Annotated in this window: 17 protein-coding genes; 3 read left to right on the top strand and 14 right to left on the bottom strand. The window is 37.0% G+C overall.

All coding sequences use genetic code 11. The features are described 5' to 3' along the window. Window positions 1–4: 4 nt before the first annotated feature. Window positions 5–1,060 carry an RIP metalloprotease RseP gene (gene rseP / locus LS67_RS03680; protein WP_034327072.1) on the bottom strand — a complete coding sequence of 352 codons (1,056 nt, stop codon included), beginning with the start codon at window positions 1,058–1,060 and terminating at the stop codon, window positions 5–7. 3 nt (window positions 1,061–1,063) lie between these two features. Next, a complete protein-coding gene (gene pgsA, locus LS67_RS03685; protein ID WP_034327070.1) occupies window positions 1,064–1,603 on the bottom strand; it encodes a CDP-diacylglycerol--glycerol-3-phosphate 3-phosphatidyltransferase in 540 nt (179 codons plus the stop codon). Window positions 1,604–1,755: 152 nt separating this feature from the next. On the opposite strand from pgsA, the gene corA reads away from it, so the two are divergent. Then, window positions 1,756–2,724, top strand: a complete 969-nt coding sequence (gene corA, locus LS67_RS03690) for a magnesium/cobalt transporter CorA (protein ID WP_034327068.1) — start codon at window positions 1,756–1,758, stop codon at window positions 2,722–2,724. A gap of 11 nt (window positions 2,725–2,735) precedes the next feature. Next, window positions 2,736–3,458, top strand: coding sequence for a TerC family protein (locus LS67_RS03695; RefSeq protein WP_034327108.1), 723 nt, complete (start codon window positions 2,736–2,738; stop codon window positions 3,456–3,458). Window positions 3,459–3,644: 186 nt separating this feature from the next. Here LS67_RS03695 and LS67_RS03700 read toward each other — a convergent pair whose 3' ends face one another. The 4 genes from LS67_RS03700 to nrfH all read right to left on the bottom strand — a co-directional run bounded on the left by LS67_RS03700 (window position 3,645) and on the right by nrfH (window position 7,568). Next, window positions 3,645–4,046, bottom strand: coding sequence for a diacylglycerol kinase (locus LS67_RS03700; RefSeq protein ID WP_034327067.1), 402 nt, complete (start codon window positions 4,044–4,046; stop codon window positions 3,645–3,647). 8 nt (window positions 4,047–4,054) lie between these two features. Further along, entirely contained in the window at window positions 4,055–5,041 is a 987-nt protein-coding gene (locus LS67_RS03705; RefSeq protein ID WP_034327065.1) for a hypothetical protein, read from the bottom strand. Window positions 5,042–5,200: 159 nt separating this feature from the next. After that, window positions 5,201–7,045: an ammonia-forming cytochrome c nitrite reductase subunit c552 gene (locus LS67_RS03710; protein ID WP_034327063.1), complete on the bottom strand. Its 1,845-nt coding sequence runs from the start codon at window positions 7,043–7,045 to the stop codon at window positions 5,201–5,203. A gap of 25 nt (window positions 7,046–7,070) precedes the next feature. Further along, window positions 7,071–7,568: a cytochrome c nitrite reductase small subunit gene (gene nrfH / locus LS67_RS03715; RefSeq protein WP_034327106.1), complete on the bottom strand. Its 498-nt coding sequence runs from the start codon at window positions 7,566–7,568 to the stop codon at window positions 7,071–7,073. A gap of 133 nt (window positions 7,569–7,701) precedes the next feature. Here nrfH and LS67_RS03720 point away from each other — a divergent pair, with 133 nt between their 5' ends. Further along, on the top strand, window positions 7,702–8,538 hold the full coding sequence (locus tag LS67_RS03720; RefSeq protein ID WP_034327062.1) for a polyphenol oxidase family protein: 837 nt from the start codon (window positions 7,702–7,704) through the stop codon (window positions 8,536–8,538). A gap of 5 nt (window positions 8,539–8,543) precedes the next feature. On the opposite strand, the gene LS67_RS03725 is transcribed toward LS67_RS03720, so the two are convergent. From LS67_RS03725 to LS67_RS03760, 8 genes are all read right to left on the bottom strand, one after another. Continuing rightward, the gene (locus tag LS67_RS03725) at window positions 8,544–8,879 is read right to left on the bottom strand and encodes a hypothetical protein (RefSeq protein WP_138109593.1); all 336 of its coding nucleotides are present in this window, start codon (window positions 8,877–8,879) and stop codon (window positions 8,544–8,546) included. 22 nt (window positions 8,880–8,901) lie between these two features. After that, on the bottom strand, window positions 8,902–9,492 hold the full coding sequence (locus LS67_RS03730) for a class I SAM-dependent methyltransferase (RefSeq protein ID WP_138109595.1): 591 nt from the start codon (window positions 9,490–9,492) through the stop codon (window positions 8,902–8,904). Between the two features lie 30 nt (window positions 9,493–9,522). Then, window positions 9,523–10,350 (bottom strand): class I SAM-dependent methyltransferase, encoded by an 828-nt coding sequence (locus LS67_RS03735; protein WP_236096337.1) that lies wholly within the window; start codon window positions 10,348–10,350, stop codon window positions 9,523–9,525. Window positions 10,351–10,461: 111 nt separating this feature from the next. Further along, entirely contained in the window at window positions 10,462–10,887 is a 426-nt protein-coding gene (locus LS67_RS03740; RefSeq protein ID WP_236096338.1) for a methyltransferase type 11, read from the bottom strand. A 494-nt stretch (window positions 10,888–11,381) separates the two neighbouring features. Further along, window positions 11,382–12,320 (bottom strand): hypothetical protein, encoded by a 939-nt coding sequence (locus LS67_RS03745; protein WP_034328490.1) that lies wholly within the window; start codon window positions 12,318–12,320, stop codon window positions 11,382–11,384. Beyond that, window positions 12,321–13,055: a class I SAM-dependent methyltransferase gene (locus tag LS67_RS03750; protein WP_138109597.1), complete on the bottom strand. Its 735-nt coding sequence runs from the start codon at window positions 13,053–13,055 to the stop codon at window positions 12,321–12,323. Beyond that, window positions 13,048–14,238 (bottom strand): glycosyltransferase family 9 protein, encoded by a 1,191-nt coding sequence (locus LS67_RS03755; RefSeq protein ID WP_052099943.1) that lies wholly within the window; start codon window positions 14,236–14,238, stop codon window positions 13,048–13,050. Before LS67_RS03755 ends, LS67_RS03750 begins: the two co-directional genes overlap by 8 nt. Further along, window positions 14,226–16,217, bottom strand: a complete 1,992-nt coding sequence (locus LS67_RS03760; RefSeq protein WP_138109599.1) for a glycosyltransferase — start codon at window positions 16,215–16,217, stop codon at window positions 14,226–14,228. The genes LS67_RS03755 and LS67_RS03760 overlap by 13 nt, the downstream gene beginning before the upstream one ends. Window positions 16,218–16,333: the final 116 nt, after the last annotated feature.

The following is a 16,333-nucleotide window of genomic DNA, read 5'->3' on the forward strand; positions in this document are numbered from 1 at the left end:
TTCCTTATGATAACAAACGAAAAATATCATTATACAATCCTAAAAACATTAAACCAAAAAGTATTGCCCACCCACACAATGTAAGATAATATGCAACATTTTCACTCGGTGGCTTCCTCATAATAATTTCATAACAATTAAATATAATATGTCCTCCATCTAGTGCGGGGATTGGCAGGAGATTAAGAATCCCTAGATTCACAGAAATAAGAGCAGTAAGCCAAAAAAGCATAACCCAGCTATCCTGTGAAGCCGAACCTATCACAGATACGATACTCACAACGCCACCCACTTCACTACTTGGCACGACACCACTTATAAGTTTCACAATGCTTTGTATGATAAGTGTGGAAGCCTTTAAAGTCTCATCAAGTCCATAGCCTATGCTTTGTAAAAAATTGTATCGCACTATGTCCGTCTCGCCATTACTTGTAATGCCAATTATATTGCGCGTAATCGTCTCGCCAAAAATATTTTTTGTCTCTTGCTGTGATGGAGTAAGCACAACTTCAATATGCGGATTCATATCTCTTTGCAAGGTAAAAAGCAATGCCCCTTGCGCATTTACAATGGCAGAATCTAGCTCTTCCCAAGTTTTAATCTCTTTATTGTCTATACTTAAGATTCTATCCCCGACTTTCATACCAGCCAAGTAAGCAGGATAATTTTCCTTAACTTCTCCTATCACAGGCAAAAGGCTTAATTTTCCACCTAAACCTACCGCCATATAGAGAAAAAAGGCAAGGAGTAGGTTAAATAATGGTCCTGCCAACAAAATTGCAATGCGTTGATATGGATTCTTGCTTAAATATGAATCTGCCTCATAATTATGTGCTTTTGGATTAGCGTCATCTTGTCCTTTTAATTTCACATAGCCGCCAAGAGGGATAAGTGAGAGAGCATATTGTGTATTGCCTTTGTAAAAACTCGCTATTTTCTTACCAAAGCCTATGCTAAAGACTTCCACACTTACACCGCACATACGCGCTACAATAAAATGTCCTAGCTCGTGAAAGAAAACAAGAAAAGATAAGATAAATAATGCGATAAGGACATTCATCTTTTATAGACTCTTCATATATTTAATTGTGTAATCAGCCCCAGAATATAAAGTCAATACTACTGCAATCCATAATAATATCTCGCCACCGGGGAAAAAATCTGCCAATAAAAATGCGATTGCGGTAATTTGTGCACCTGTTTTATATTTGCCACTTCTACTTGCTGCCACACTTGTGCCACTTCCTGCCACCATTACGCGCAATCCAGTAATAAAAAATTCTCGTGATAAAATCAAAAATACTGCCCAAGGAGATGTCCTATCTAAAATTAAAAGAGCAATAAAAGCAGAAAGAATAAGCATTTTGTCTGCTAATGGGTCAAAAACTTCCCCAAAGCGCGAGTGAAAATTGTATCTACGCGCAATATAACCATCAAAAAAGTCGGTAAAACTCGCTATGCAAAAAATAAGGCAAGTAAGGTAATTTACCCAGCTTTTATCCACATAATCTGGTAAAATCATATCATAGTGCAAAGCCACAAAAAGCAATAAAACCGCCAAAAAAATGCGTGATAGGCTTAGAAAATTAGGGATATGCTTCACTTTTTACCTTTTAAAGACTTTCTATGTAGTATTAGGGCGAGATTCTACAACGGATTATTTAACTTACTTACAAAACTTGCCTAACTTATGCAAACTTGAGCGAGTTTTTGATACAATCACATATTAGTAAGTGTGAGTTTAAGGAGGCAGGAATGATTAATATTTTCATTAGACGCAATGGGCTGATTATGCGCGAAAGTCTGCATTTGAGCGATGAAAAAGTGAGGATGCTCCACGAGCACGATAAGATTCTATGGATAGATTTGTTTCACCCTTCACCTGATGAGGTGCATTATATCTCAAATACTTACAACATAGAAGTCCCCAGCAAAGAGGAGCGAGAAGAAATCGAGCAGTCAGCGAGATATTGGGAGGATAGCAGGACGATAACAATTAATACCTATTTCCTTGTCCGCTCTATTGAATCTGAGTTACTCAATGAAACCATTACATTTTTGCTTTGTAAAAATATTCTCTTAACAATTCGTTATAGTGAATTTAAGGTTTTTGATGAGATTCAAGACATCGTTCTTGCCACTCCCAAAGTCTTTGAAGATGGCTTTGACTTGCTCGGTAAAATTTTTGAAATCCGCGTTGAGAAAGATGCTGACTTGCTCGAAAGTGTAGCTAAAAATACACGCGCTATGCGTAAAAAGGTCTTTAACTCTCATGTAATCAATTACGAGGAAATGCTTGAGGAGCTTTCATCTTTGCAAGAAGTCAATATGAGCGTGCGGGATTCACTCTTTGATAAAAGGCGTGCAATTACTGCTGTGCTTAAAAGCGATAAGGCGGATACTGATGTGAAAAAAAATATTACAATTGTGCTAAAGGACCTAAACTCGCTTGTAGAATTTACCACTGCGAATATGCACGCGCTTGATAATATTCAAACGATCCTTACAAACCAAATCAATATTGAGCAAAATAAAACTATTAAGCTTTTCACGGTGGTAACGGTTGCGATGATGCCTCCAACGCTTATTGGCACAATCTATGGGATGAACTTTGATAATATGCCCGAACTGCATTGGGACTTCTCCTATCCTGTGGTGTTGATTATTATGATACTTTCCACGATTTTCCCTATTATCTACTTTAAGAAAAAAGGCTGGATTTAATGTTTTTTTCTATGTTTGGCTGGGTGAGTGATGTTAATGCGTGGATTGCACTTGGCACACTTGTCTTTTTAGAGATTGTGCTCGGCATTGATAATCTTATCTTTCTTGCGATTGTTATTGCGCGTCTGCCAGAATCCCAACGCGAAAGGGCTAGAATCTTTGGCATAAGCCTTGCTATGCTTTCGCGCATTGCTTTGCTTGTAGGGCTTTTTTGGGTAATGAAGCTCAATAATACGCTTTTTCATATAGGCGATTTTGCAGTGAGTGGGCGAGACATTGTGCTTTTTTTGGGTGGTGTATTTTTGATTTATAAAGCCACAAGTGAGATTCACCAAATGAGTGAGCAGGATTCTAAAGAAGATGAAAATATGCAAACAAGACATATTTCGTTTGGCTTTGCGATTGTGCAGATTATGGTGCTTGATATTATATTTTCACTTGATTCTGTGGTTACCGCGGTGGGTATGGTGGATATTTTGCCTGTGATGATACTTGCCATTGTTATAAGTGTGTGTGTAATGCTTTTTGCCTCTAAGGGCATTTCGCATTTTATAGAATCTTATCCTAGCATCAAAACTTTGGCTTTGTCGTTTTTGATTTTGGTGGGTGTAACGCTCGTAGCCGACAGCGCACATTTTCATATACCTAGAGGATATATTTACTTTGCGATTATTTTCTCCCTTAGCGTTGAGCTGATAAATATTTATATTAGGGGGAGGAATTCTGAGAAATGATAGAATCTAGTTTGGACCCCCTCTTAAAAATAAAGATACATTCTTTGCCTACCAGATTCTAATCATTTCTTTCTAAAAGTAGTTTTACTCGTGGATTTTGTATTTTTGAATCCTAGTGTTTAGGCGGGGTAGGGCTGTTATGCTCGTTGCAGAGTTTTAAAGCTACTTATGCACACTTGCAATCCTTTAGAACACAAAGCGCATTAGTAAATAGCTACCCCATACAAAAGCAACAAAAAGACAAGCAATGAGTTGTATTGCACTTCCCATATCTTTAGCTTTTTTGGCAAGTGGGTGAATGTCAAGGCTTGTAAAATCAATGGCATTTTCAATAGCGGAATTGATAAGTTCAACAATCACAGATAACATACAAGGCAGGATAAGTAAGATGAGCTCTACCCAATTTTGTGCTATAAAAAATGCTGCAATACTCAAAATAATGCCTATACAAAGCACTTGCCTAAATCCCTCTTCATCTTTCCACGCAGCTTTAATGCCATCTAGTGAGAAAAAAAATGCATTATAGAGACGCTTTAAGCCTTTCTTGCCTTTTTTATTATTACGTTGATAGTTTTCTTGATTATCCATAGTTAAACCTAGCGAGAGATAACTTCAAAGGTGTAATTATCCATAAAATATGGAGAATAAAAATCTAATTCTTCAAATAAGACAAATTCTTCTTCTTTACCTTGTTTGCGTTGAAAGGAAAAACCAATTTCTTTACTATTACCCAATATAAAAGATTCTAAGGCATCACCAAAAGATATAATTTCACTTTGATAAGCTTCTCCTAGCATTAATCTTATGATAAATGTTGTGAATGTGCTGGTATTTTTAGCATATTGTTTAAATCCCTCTTCGTTTGCAGCTGTACCTTGTATTTTACTTTGTGATTCGTAAAATTTATACATATCTTGACTAAAGCCATTTTCTTTGACTTTAAATAAAATTTTATCAAGTGCGTATTTGTATTGATTGGTGAAATTATCTTCTTCGCCCAAGAAAATATTAAAATAGAAACTTTCTAGAATCTGTGCAATATTTTGTGTTGTGAAACTTTCGTGTTGATATGCGGTATTACCTTGTATCTCATAATCTGCATTTTTTGCTGTGAAAGCACATTTGGAATTTTCAAAGAGTTTATTTTCGTTTTGTTTGAGCGAAAGATTACATCTTATTTTGTTGGGGATAAAATGTGAAAGCAAAGTAAAACTTTCCTCGTCAGCTTCATCAAGCTTTTCAATTTTAAGTTGTAGTTCCTTAATATTCAATGATAATTGGAGTGAAGTATTATCCATAGAATCAATATCAAACCCCGTATCTTTAAGAATGAAAGCGATTTTATCATCGCTTCCCATTACAATTTTTGGGCTATAACACCCTATATTTATCAGTCCGCCACAAGAAAAAGGTTCCCATTCTGAGATTATCCCGCTTTCTTGGGCAAAAGATTCAAATCTTTCATTCAATGTTTGCTGCATATGTGATTTAATTTCTTTGCTTTTAAAGGAAAGAAAAATACCCAAACCTATTGCTATAATCGCGCCAGCACCTAGAATAATGCCAATCAACTTTTTATCCATTAATATTCCTTTGAGGTCTAATTGAAAAAATTATAGCATAGTATCGTAATGAGAAGCCACAAAGAGCTAAAAGTATTTAAGTTCAAATAGATTTTAAGAGTGGATTTAGAATCTAAAAAAGAAGTAATGAAAAGCCCTCATACAGAGGGCTTGAAGAGATTATTTTGTGCTTGTAGCACTTGCAGAGATTTTATCAATCGCTCCAAAATTATAGGGCTTAGTATTTTTATCAAGCTCTAGGAGTTCTTGTGGTGCTTCACCATTTACCCTGGGGTCTTCATAGTAGCGTTCGCCCGCAGTATGTCCATCAAGGTCAATTTTATACACAATCTCACCCGGATTAAACTTCTGAATCTCATCAAATCCAAGATTGGAAGTTGTGAAATTCTTAATACCATTTGCAGTCGCAATTTCAACAAGCTTAGTTTGGCCCATTCTCGCCATTTCCACAGCTTGGAGGAGCATTCTGCTTGCTTCGCGTGGATTATGGAATCCTGTAGAGTTTTCTGCTCCTACGAAATCGCCCCTCATTTGTCCCTTGCGGTGAAGCTCAAGTGGCTCTTTTAATGCTTTAGAAATTTTTGCATCATCTGGCTTACCATCTGTTTGATAAGCAGGGAGGTTGCTAAGCTCTGTGCGCAATTTCTTAATATCAAAGATGAGGCTAACGGTTGCATATTCTGCACTTCTCAGGTCAAATGCTACAGATTTTTGAATATCTGCAATTTGATTTTTGAGATATTCTTCTGGTTGTGTATGGCAAGTTTTACACGCAGAATTCACATCAAAAAGTGGTGAAGTGATATTGTGCTGTGTGATTTTTTTACCACCTGCACCTTTGACATAAGGCATATGACAATCCGCACAACTTACACCATTTGCTGCGTGCACCCCACCGCTAAATAGCTCATATTCAGGGTGTTGAATCTTAAGCATAGGTGCTTTTGTTTCCTTATGAGACCAATCCTGTGCGAAAATAGGGCGCACCGCCTCATAGTGCTCATCAAACATCTCGATTCTAAACTTCTCGCCTTTTTTCCACGCACTCCAAGGGAATGTAAGGTTAATACCATCGACTTCGATTTCAGTAGCTTTATTGCCATCTCTCCAATGTTCAAATTCATCATAAGTCTTTTGTGTGCCATTCCACCATTTCTTGCTCTCGTCACTTGCAATACTCTCACCCATAACCTTAACTTTTTCACCTGTTGGCTTAAAGTAGTATTCTACGTGGCATTGAGCGCACACAAGGGTTCTCATTTCTTTTCTATCTGCTTTAATGCCCTGCATTGCATCTTTTTGATAACCTCTATCAACAAGTGCATTGATAAGTGCTGGGCGCACTATTCTTAGGTTCATATCGTTAGGATTGTGGCAGTCAGCACAGGTTACACCCATTCTTTTACCGCCGTGAGGTCCGCCGTGTGCTTCACTTCCTTCTTCTATACCATTTCTTGTAGGAACATTTTTAATCATAGTCCAATACTTTGTGCTGTTGAAAGCAACGAAATCGCCCTTTGCTACATTATTAATGAGCCAAGGAGTCCAGCCGCTATGGCAGTTCATACACGCCGCAGGCTGTCCGCCAAATCCAGCAAATCCGTGCGCGTTAAGAAAATCTTTATTGTTTCGCGCTGTTTCCATTTGATCGACTTGAATCCAAAAATGCCCTCGTTCCTCGTTTGCGTCAATGCTAAATGGATACCCAGCCCACAAAATTGTAAGTTGTGGATACCGAATAAGCTTTGAATACGCCAAATTCCCACCAAAACTTGTATATTTTGGTGCTTCAGTCTCTACCTTGAGATACATATCAAGGTATTCAGGGAAGTTTTTACCCCAAAAATCAAATGTTGGATTTTCATCAGTAAGCTCCACGAGCTGTTTTGACACAGTCCCGGTATTTGCTTGTTTTGACGAAATATCCGAGTTCATCCACAAAAGCCCAACAATTACAATGACGGCTACGACAATAAATATAGGTAGTCCTCTGCCTTTTTTCATCTTTTTCCTCCTTTAATCTCTTGGTTTAGAAACCTCGTTTATGCCCCGCACTCTCGTGGCACGAAACGCAACTTAGGGCGTTGTTATGTCCGGGTATGGTCGTTGGATTGACCGCATTCTGGGCATATTCTATATGACAGCGCACACAATTATCCTGCACGATTTCCTTGCTTGATGCATTTGCACTAAGATTAATAGGCAAATCATCAAGCTTGAATGTAAAAGCATAAGCGTGCCCTACACCGCTTTTAGCTTTTGCAACCCATTTTGAGACAAATCCGTGCGGTAAGTGGCAGTCATTACAAGTGGCTCGTGGCGTTCCTGCGGTTTTTTGCGAGTGTGGCGCACTAAGATAGTCGTTATATACCTCATTCATAATATGACAGTTGTTGCACGCTTCTGGTGCATCGCTAAAGTATGAGAAGCCTTTGGCGTGGTAGAATGTATAACACGCAAGAATCACAATAACAACAAGAAACACAACAACCACATTAAACGCGAGAGAGGACGACTTATTTTGCATGCCTTGTCTCAATAAACCCTCCTTATTTGTGTTTAGCGAGCAAATCTTTAAGAAAATACTTGATAGAATACTACCATATGTGCGCTGGAAAAATATTTAACTTTTATCAAACACTAGGTAAAAAAGGAAAAATATGTTTTTACATACGAGTTTTGAAAGTAGTCTTTTTAGGGAGCAAAATGTGCGTTTTGCACTTACTAATCGCGTTGGTGGAGCGAGTGTAGGGGCATTTAATGCACTCAATCTTGGATTCAATGTAGGCGATATGTTTCAAAATGTAGTGAGAAATCATCAAAAGGTGGCAATGTGTCTTTATGAGGAATGCCATATTGCACAAGAGAAGAGAAAGCCCTTGTATTATATGGAGCAGATTCACAGCGCAGAAAGCATTGTTTTAGATGAGGCTTTAGAATCTCGCCTTTTGGAATCGCAGCATTTACAGAGAGGGGAGCAGGATTTTGCAACGCGAGACTTTAAGGATTCTATTTGTATCGGCAAGACTGATGCAATTATTACGCACCTGCCTTACAGAATCTGTCTCGTATTGGTAGCGGATTGCAATCCTCTTTTGCTCTATGATGCAAAGCATCACGCAATGGCAGTGATACACGCGGGGCGCAGGGGTGTATTTGATAGAATCTTGCCACAAACTCTTGCAAAAATGACTACTCTTTATGGTACAAAAGCAGCAGATTGTCTGCTTTATGTGGGGGCTTCTATCCGCTCGTGTTGCTATGAAGTAGGGCAAGAAGTGCGCGATGAGCTTTTGAGGTTAGGCTTTGAATCAAGCGCAATGAATGGCAATAAACTTGATTTAATTCATTGTATTTACACACAATGTGAGAATCTAGGTATTAAGCAAGAACATATTGAGATAAATCCTCATTGTAGCTGCTGTAATGATAATCTCTACTCCTATCGCAGAGAGGGCATCACTGGACGCTTTGGGCTTTTGGCAATGCTGGTGTAAAAATATTATTTTATCTCATAAATGGCTACTGCTGTGTGTCCGTAAGCATTTGGTGGGATTTTTATGCAGTGTCTGCCTATTCTTCCTAGTCTATTGATTACTTTTCTAAAAAATCCTCTATCCACAAGTGGGGTAGGGAGAAAAAGTTTTGCCCACATTGTGCTTTTGTAAAACTCAATGTGCTCTTTTTGGACACTCTCGTGATACAAGTTAATGAGCTTGAGATTAAAAATATCAGCGATATTATGCAGGGTGTTATCGCTAAAACGAGAGATGTGATGAGGAGGCATATTGAGAATACCATTGACACAATATTGAATGAAGCTATCTTCGCTTGGCACGGCGATCATTAATAAAGATGAGTTATACCCCCCCCCCCATACTTAGTTGTGAATCTTTTAGGCATTGAATTTGTGCAGAGATAAAGCTATGAGGATTGCTTACGTGTTCTAACACTTGGAAGCTACAAGCAATATCAAAGCTATGTGCATGGCTTTTGGCATATTCTTCAATGGGTATATTTTCAATTAAAATTCCATTTTTTGCTGCTAATTCTTTTGCTTGTGTGTTAAATTCTAGTCCAACATAATGTGCTTTTGCTTCTTGAGGTAGGAAATGTGCAAATGCAGCCTTGCCACAACCTACTTCTAATACTTTAGAATCTTTATTTATAAATTGTTTGGCAAAGCTATATTCGTGTTTTTCACTAAAATAATACCAATCAAGTTCGGTAAGTGTGTTGTAGAAGTTATTATCGCCTGTGGGGATAGTGCCATCTTTGGTAGTAAAAAAGCGCAAATCACAGCTTTTGCAATGATGATAGAGTAAATCACTCGTGATAAGGTAGCTTGTATCCATACCATATACTTTTCTACACAGTGCATTTATATCATCTTGCTTTACTTCTTGGGTAATTTCAGTGTTGTTACTATGACAGAGAATGCAGTTTGTCATTTTGAATCCTTTGTGTGAGATGCGAAATGTTTAAACACTTTGAGGAGTGGCTTGAGTATGGGTTTGAGAATAGGCATTATTGCAAATAAACATTTGCTCCCCCCCCCCCGCTAATTTCGTTGTAAAATTGACACGCGACTTTTTGTGTTTCGTGTAGATTTCTACATATCCCGTGCCCTCTACACTGCCATTATAAGAAACACCCATCATTGTAGCAATATATCTAAAAGTGTAGCGATAATGAAAATGTTTAGGCAAGTGGCATTCAATGACAGGATAAAAGCAGTTGCCAATGAGTGCCTTGCCCCCGATTGTAAGGGTCGCAAGCATAGATTCAAAAGTATGTAGCACATCATCAACGTGCTCTAAAACATCGGTAGATACAAGACAATCATAATAGTTTTCTTTAAGCATAGAAACGAAAGCAATATTACTAAATTCTTCAACACATTTTTTGCCATAAGAGCTAGGGAATGGCTCATAAATATCAATTTGCGTATGTGGGCAAAGTTTGGCTATCTCTTTGGCTAGGCTACCAAATCCACCACCATAATCACATACGCGTTTTGGATTGAGTGAAGCGATATATTGCGCTATTGCCTTGCGTATGCTAAGAGAAAGTTCGTGAGATTCTATAAAAAGCCCATTGAGAATCCACACAGGGTGTGTATAAAATTTGCCTATTTTTTCCCAATCTAAATGTTTATTATCGCAGCCCATATTGCGCCACACTTGATTGAGTAGATACCATATCTGCTCTAAATCATCGCTAATGTTGGGATTTTGCATATTAAGTAAAGTGAGAATCTCTTGCCTCTCACTCGGCTCTAAATTTTTGTTTTCTAAGTTAATATTCATTTTCTTCCTTTGCTTTTGTGCTTTTTTATTTTATCACAAAATTTTATAAATAGCTTAAAGCAATACTAAGGGAATGTGAGAAAATAGATTTTGATTTTTAGAATCCAAATTTTATTTTATTGCTTCAATATAGAGGCTAGAGACACCTTTATATGGAGAGCCATCACTATTTATATCAAGGCAGTATTCATTAAAGTGATCAATGGCAGAGGTATCATACCTCATTTGCTCTATTTCTCTAAAACCTGCTTCTTGTAAGAGACGCGTAAGCGAAAAATTATCGTATGCCCATTTGTGTCGTTCTTCAATGCTTGTGCGGATAAAAATTTCATTACGGATAGAGGCAGGTGTGAGAAAATAGAGAATCTTTAAATAGATATTGAGAAATTTATTTGCTATTTTATCAAGGGTGATTTTAGAGATAAGGGAGATATATTGTGTATTGTTGGTAAAAATATCAGTACCTACTCGTTCTTTGATAAATGCTCCAAGCATTTTGTCATCATTGGCTGCTGCAGATTCAAGACAAATTTTCATATCACCACCACCTTGCATTCTAACCATTTGGTCGAATATTTCAAGTATAAGCCAATCATATTGTGAAGTGAGGGTAGCATAAGCTTTATTATACCCCCCCCCCCATTATTTTTTGCAATAAGATTGGCATAGCTTTTTTTACCTTCACATAGAAGATATGAAACATCATTTATCCCGGTAAGGCAACAAGTATCAAATGTTGCTTCCTAACATCTACCATAGTCAATGCACTTTTTTCATTATAAATGTATTGTGCTATATTGCGAAGCTGCATATCATAGGAGGGGTAACGTTTTGAAAAATAAATATTGTATGAGAAAGTGGCATATAAAATGTAAATCCTCTAAAATGGCATTTGATTGTGGAATTACACACTTTAAGAAGCAAATAGGAGGTAAGCCAAGAGTTTGGATTGAGTATTGAGGTAGCTTTGATAAATTATTTGAGCTAAGAGTGTCATTTTCATCTCCTTATGTATCTCTATAAAGCAGGGATTATATTATAGATAAGGGCAAGTGAGCAATATTTTCAAGTCGTTTGTCTCCATAGAGGTAATTGAGTGTGCCATTTTCATCGCGACTTTGCCTTGCGTGATGAGAATGGCAATAATATGAAAGATGTTGCACTTTGATAGGAGAGAGTTTAGAAAGAAGTGGATTATACACAAAAAATGCGTTTGTCCTACTTTTATCACAGCCTATAAAAGCATAGCCTTTTTTCTTGCCAAGTTTAATAAGAGCCTGCAGACTTGCACCAAAATATAAACCACTATAATGAGCTTTGAATCTATTGAAATCTTCTCTATATGGCACACTCACGCTTTGTTCGCCAAAAATTGCATTATATTCTACTACCACAATAGCAGGAGTAACGCATTCAATAGCTTCCCATACATAATAATCTACGCCATCAATATCAACACTCAATAGGGCAATATTTGTAAGATTGCGTGAAATGAGGTAGTTATGTATAAGGGTATTGATATTATCTTTTGTGATAAAGGCGCAAGTTGCCTCTAAATCATATCTCCAATAAATTTCATCATTTTTGATAAAGTTGATATAGTCTGCTCCGCCATCAATAACTAAGCCCTGCCAATGACGTTTTTTAAGTAGATAGCGCGTATTAGATTCTGTATAATCTTGCACGCCAAATTCCACAAAGGCTTTAGGGTAGGGGCTATGTTCGCGATCAAGCCCTAAAATTTCAATAAGAAAATCTAAGATTCCATCTTCTCCATTTTGGGAATACGCACTAAATTCCATAGATTCTATACTTACCCCCCCCCCCATTAATTCTTGCTTATAAGCTTGTAAATGTTGCTGTGAAAGTAAGTTAGCATTGAGGATAGTGAGTTTGTCTATTTTAGAATCTAATGTATAGGTAAAATGTCTTTTTATGCGCTGAAGCAATGAGCGAATGTATTTTTTCATCTAAGATTCCTTTGTGGCAAGAATTTTTATCTCGTAACTAAAAATTTGTGGGCTTGGTGCGTGAAACGCACTTCCTGTAATACGATTCCAAAAAGCGATATTATACCTATAAAGTTTAAGGAAAAATTTACGAATCAATTTTTTAATGCCTTTCGCCCCAGTCATTGCGTCTTTGTCAATTATTTTTATATTGCTAAAACCAGCCATTTGTAAAACATATATCAAGCTTCCAGCAGTGAAAAGGGTGTTATGAGTGAAATCCTCATAAGCCCAATAACAGCCTGTATGACTTTGGGCATTTGGCACGGCAATAAAGATTTTGCCTCTTTCATTTAAAAAATAATCTTTAAAATGAGAAAGTAGGGGGATAACTTTATCTTTTGGTAAATGCTCCAATGTGTGCGTTGTGATAATCAAATCAAACTTTTGGCTAGGAATAAAATCAAAAATATTTTCACATACCATTGATTCTATTCCTAAACTCTGCACATACGCAATGGCATTTTTATTAATATCAATACCAAAGAGATGAAAGTTCTTATCACCCCCCCCCCCCCCACTAAAATCAAAATTTTTTTCTTTTAGAGCGAGGAGATTTTGTCCAAATCCGCAGCCAAAATCTAGAACTTTACTTTGAGAAGGCAGAGATTCTATAACTTCCTTGAAATATGCAGGAAGTTTAGTGTTTTTATACATTTGAGGATTAACACCTCTAGCTTGAAAATAATCATTCATTTGCAGCTCCTTTTGTCATAATTTTGTCAATAACACCAATAACTTGCTTGGCTGTTATTTCATTAATATCAAGTGTGCTTTGGTAAGCATAAGCATTACTTAGCTCTTCATATTTATCGAAGTTTTCTTCGATAAATGGGTGAAACACCGGGTAGTATTTATCCCTTAGCCCTTTTGGATAAGGGATAAACCTACCTAGGTGGTTGCCATTATATACGGCGATAACTATCGCTGTGTCTAATATGGCTGCTAAATGTGCGGCACTTGTTTCATTCGAAACAAGTAGGTTGCCATTATATACGATTCCACCTAGTGCATTTAGGCTTGTTTTGCCTACCATATTGAAAACTTTATGTTTTGCATTGATTTTAGATTCTAAAATTTCTGCTTTTTCCATATCTTCTTTACCGCCACAAATAACGATATTTTGATGATAATTTTCTATTAAATACTTACCAATTATTGCAAAATTTTCAATGCTCCATTTTCTGTATTCAGCACTTGCCCCGATAAAAAGCACACTATAATTTGATGTTGCTTCAAATTTTGTAAATAATGTGCCATCGATATAAGGCTCAATATGGATTTGTTTATGCAAAAGATGATTGATAAATTCATTATTCCTATAAAATTCAAACATAATCCCCTCACTACTTTTAAAGAGTTGTGTATAGATTCTGTCATTTTGTGCTTTAATATTTGGGGCTATATTTATGCTATCACCGCTTGGGGCATATTTATAAATGGCATTGATTTTGTTTGAAATAATGATATTGTTTATGTCCCTTGAATGTATGGGGTTAATAAATACATCAAATGTATGTTTTCGAATTCTAGCTAAAAAAAGAATGCTATATAGAATGTTTTTTCTAAATTTTTTATTATCAATCCAAATAAATTTATCAATGTAAGCCCTATCAAGACAAAGTGCAAAGTCTTTAAATACGATATTTCCAATCAAGGTAATATGGTAGCTGCTATATTCTTGTCTTAGTATGCGCAAAAAATCTCTAAATAACAAATAATCACCAATGGCATCGTTTCGCAGTATCACTAAGGATTTGTTTTGTCGTGCTTGTTTTGTGGGATAGAGCACATTAATGATTGAATCTATAACAAAATAAATAGGCTTTTTGAATATTGCTTTTGCAGTAGAGGATTGTAAGATACTTAGGCTGCGCATACATCGCCACCTAAGCAAGATAGATTCTGAATCTGTGATGAATAAAGAGAAAAGTAAGGTAAGAATGTGGGAGATATGTATATTACATATCTAATTTTATCTACTGCCCCCCCCCCGCTTAGTTGCTGATAAGTTTCTATGTAGATTTTAGCAATTTTTGTTGAGCTAAATTGTGTAGCGATACTTTGAGTAGCGGCAAAGCTTATATTTTGCGCATTTAATGAATCTAAGCCTAAAGCCCACTCTATACCAGCAGATAAATCGCGTGTATCCGTAGCAAGATAGCCGTTACACTTATGTGTAATCATATCGCTATTGCCACCAATATTAAATGCCACCACAGGCGTACCACACGCAAGAGATTCCATAATGACATTGCTTAGATTTTCTGCTAAAGAGGGCGCAATAAAGACATCACAAGCATTAAATGCGAGGGCAAGTGAGCTATCATCATACACAAAGCCCAAAATATGTGTTTTTTTGATGCCAACAATTTCGGGAGCATTCCCACCAAAGACAATAAGCTCACATTGCGCTTTGAGTGTGTTAGGTAAAGATTCCAAAGCACTTTTAAGCTCATCGAATCCTTTGCGTGTGGTATCTGCTCCACCAATTGCGCCAAAGCCAATATAGTATGTATGTGGAGTAGAAATATGAGGGAAAAATGTGTGTATAAGGGATTTTGCGAGTGTAATAACTCGTAATTTATCTACTGCCCCCCCCCCAGCTAAATGCTGATACATATCTATATAGGAATGTGCGATTTTGCTAGAACCAAAAAGTGCTACTGCGCTTTTGCGGGCGTTATGCGCTAATGCGGCATACTCTTGTGTGTTTAAAGAGAGAATCCACTCTATGCCATTTTTTAAATCTTGCGCTTCATAGCATTTAGCAAGATAACCATTGTATTTATGAGTGATAATGTCTTTAAGTCCGCTTGTATCAAATGCCACCACAGGTGTGCCACAACTTAAAGATTCAAGTGCTGTTTGCCCAAAAGATTCTACAAAGCTTGGCATTATAAACACATCACTTGCGCTATAAAGCAAGGCGAGGGCAATATCATCGTGGAGTGCCCCTAGAAAGAATGTAGAAATTCCCTCTATACTTTCTCCTTGACTTGAGCCAAAGACAAGCAATTCACATTGAGTCTTAAGTGCGTTAGGTAAAGATTCTAAAGCATTTTTGAGCTCATAGAATCCTTTGCGCGGTGTTGAAGTAGCACCGATAGCACCAAAACTAATGATTTTTTTTGGTGTATGAATATGGAGCATTTCTCGTGCTAGACTTTTTTGTATGGGGCGATAAATATTTGTGTCAATGGGGTTTGGGAGATTGACAATGGGTTTATTGCCTAAAAGTGCAGAATCTTTGGCGCAAGAAGCAATCCAAGAAGATAAACCATTAATGGTAAGGTTGCTTAATTTGTTATATGTTTTATTTTTGCGTTTAAAAGTCCAAAATGAAATATCAAAAGGAAATTTTGATTTGAGTAAGGGGCAGAATTTACAATGATTGCTAACCCCTATACAGGCGGTTGCCACTATGTGGCAACCGCCTGTATAGGGGTTAGCATCGTGTAAGCTCCACAAAAGCGGTGCTTGTATAGATTCTAAATCTTTGATATTAAAAAACCCATCCTCTATCCAATGCAAATGCACGACATCGGGGCTAAGTTCCTCTATTTGCTTTAAAAGTAAGCGATTGCTTGGTGTAAAAAATGGTAGATTTGGTGAAAATATGTCTTTGTCTCGTTTAGGATAGAGGATAAGTGGGAGTTGTGAAAGAAAAGGGCGGATTCTTGAGAAAGCCTTTTGGAATTTGCTTTGGGCTACTCGTTTTACACTTGGCAAATCTGTGGTTTTATTTTGCGTAAGGATTATAGAATCTACACCTTCTTTTAATAGTGCTTTGTGGAGTCTTATACAAGCTCTACCCGCTCCACCATTATCTTGTGTGATGAGATGCACGACTTTCATTCTTATCCTTAGTTGCTTTGCACGAGTTTATGTTTTTGTCTTCTTTTTTATTTATACTTATATCTTTAAAGGACGAGTTTTACTATTTGCGCAAATAATGCAATGGCTTGAAAGCG

It is taken from the genome of Helicobacter sp. MIT 03-1616 (assembly GCF_000765685.2).
In the GTDB taxonomy this organism is placed as follows: Bacteria; Campylobacterota; Campylobacteria; order Campylobacterales; family Helicobacteraceae; genus Helicobacter_C; species Helicobacter_C typhlonius.

Excerpts from the sequence above, each read along its gene's own strand:
- rseP (WP_034327072.1), bottom strand. The coding sequence starts at position 1,060 with ATGAATGTCCTTATCGCATTATTTATCTTATCTTTTCTTGTTTTCTTT.
- corA (WP_034327068.1), top strand. The coding sequence starts at position 1,756 with ATGATTAATATTTTCATTAGACGCAATGGGCTGATTATGCGCGAAAGT.
- LS67_RS03695 (WP_034327108.1), top strand. The coding sequence starts at position 2,736 with ATGTTTGGCTGGGTGAGTGATGTTAATGCGTGGATTGCACTTGGCACA.
- LS67_RS03700 (WP_034327067.1), bottom strand. The coding sequence starts at position 4,046 with ATGGATAATCAAGAAAACTATCAACGTAATAATAAAAAAGGCAAGAAA.
- LS67_RS03705 (WP_034327065.1), bottom strand. The coding sequence starts at position 5,041 with ATGGATAAAAAGTTGATTGGCATTATTCTAGGTGCTGGCGCGATTATA.
- LS67_RS03710 (WP_034327063.1), bottom strand. The coding sequence starts at position 7,045 with ATGAAAAAAGGCAGAGGACTACCTATATTTATTGTCGTAGCCGTCATT.
- nrfH (WP_034327106.1), bottom strand. The coding sequence starts at position 7,568 with ATGCAAAATAAGTCGTCCTCTCTCGCGTTTAATGTGGTTGTTGTGTTT.
- LS67_RS03720 (WP_034327062.1), top strand. The coding sequence starts at position 7,702 with ATGTTTTTACATACGAGTTTTGAAAGTAGTCTTTTTAGGGAGCAAAAT.
- LS67_RS03730 (WP_138109595.1), bottom strand. The coding sequence starts at position 9,492 with ATGACAAACTGCATTCTCTGTCATAGTAACAACACTGAAATTACCCAA.
- LS67_RS03735 (WP_236096337.1), bottom strand. The coding sequence starts at position 10,350 with ATGAATATTAACTTAGAAAACAAAAATTTAGAGCCGAGTGAGAGGCAA.
- LS67_RS03740 (WP_236096338.1), bottom strand. The coding sequence starts at position 10,887 with ATGAAAATTTGTCTTGAATCTGCAGCAGCCAATGATGACAAAATGCTT.
- LS67_RS03745 (WP_034328490.1), bottom strand. The coding sequence starts at position 12,320 with ATGAAAAAATACATTCGCTCATTGCTTCAGCGCATAAAAAGACATTTT.
- LS67_RS03750 (WP_138109597.1), bottom strand. The coding sequence starts at position 13,055 with ATGAATGATTATTTTCAAGCTAGAGGTGTTAATCCTCAAATGTATAAA.
- LS67_RS03755 (WP_052099943.1), bottom strand. The coding sequence starts at position 14,238 with ATGCGCAGCCTAAGTATCTTACAATCCTCTACTGCAAAAGCAATATTC.
- LS67_RS03760 (WP_138109599.1), bottom strand. The coding sequence starts at position 16,217 with ATGAAAGTCGTGCATCTCATCACACAAGATAATGGTGGAGCGGGTAGA.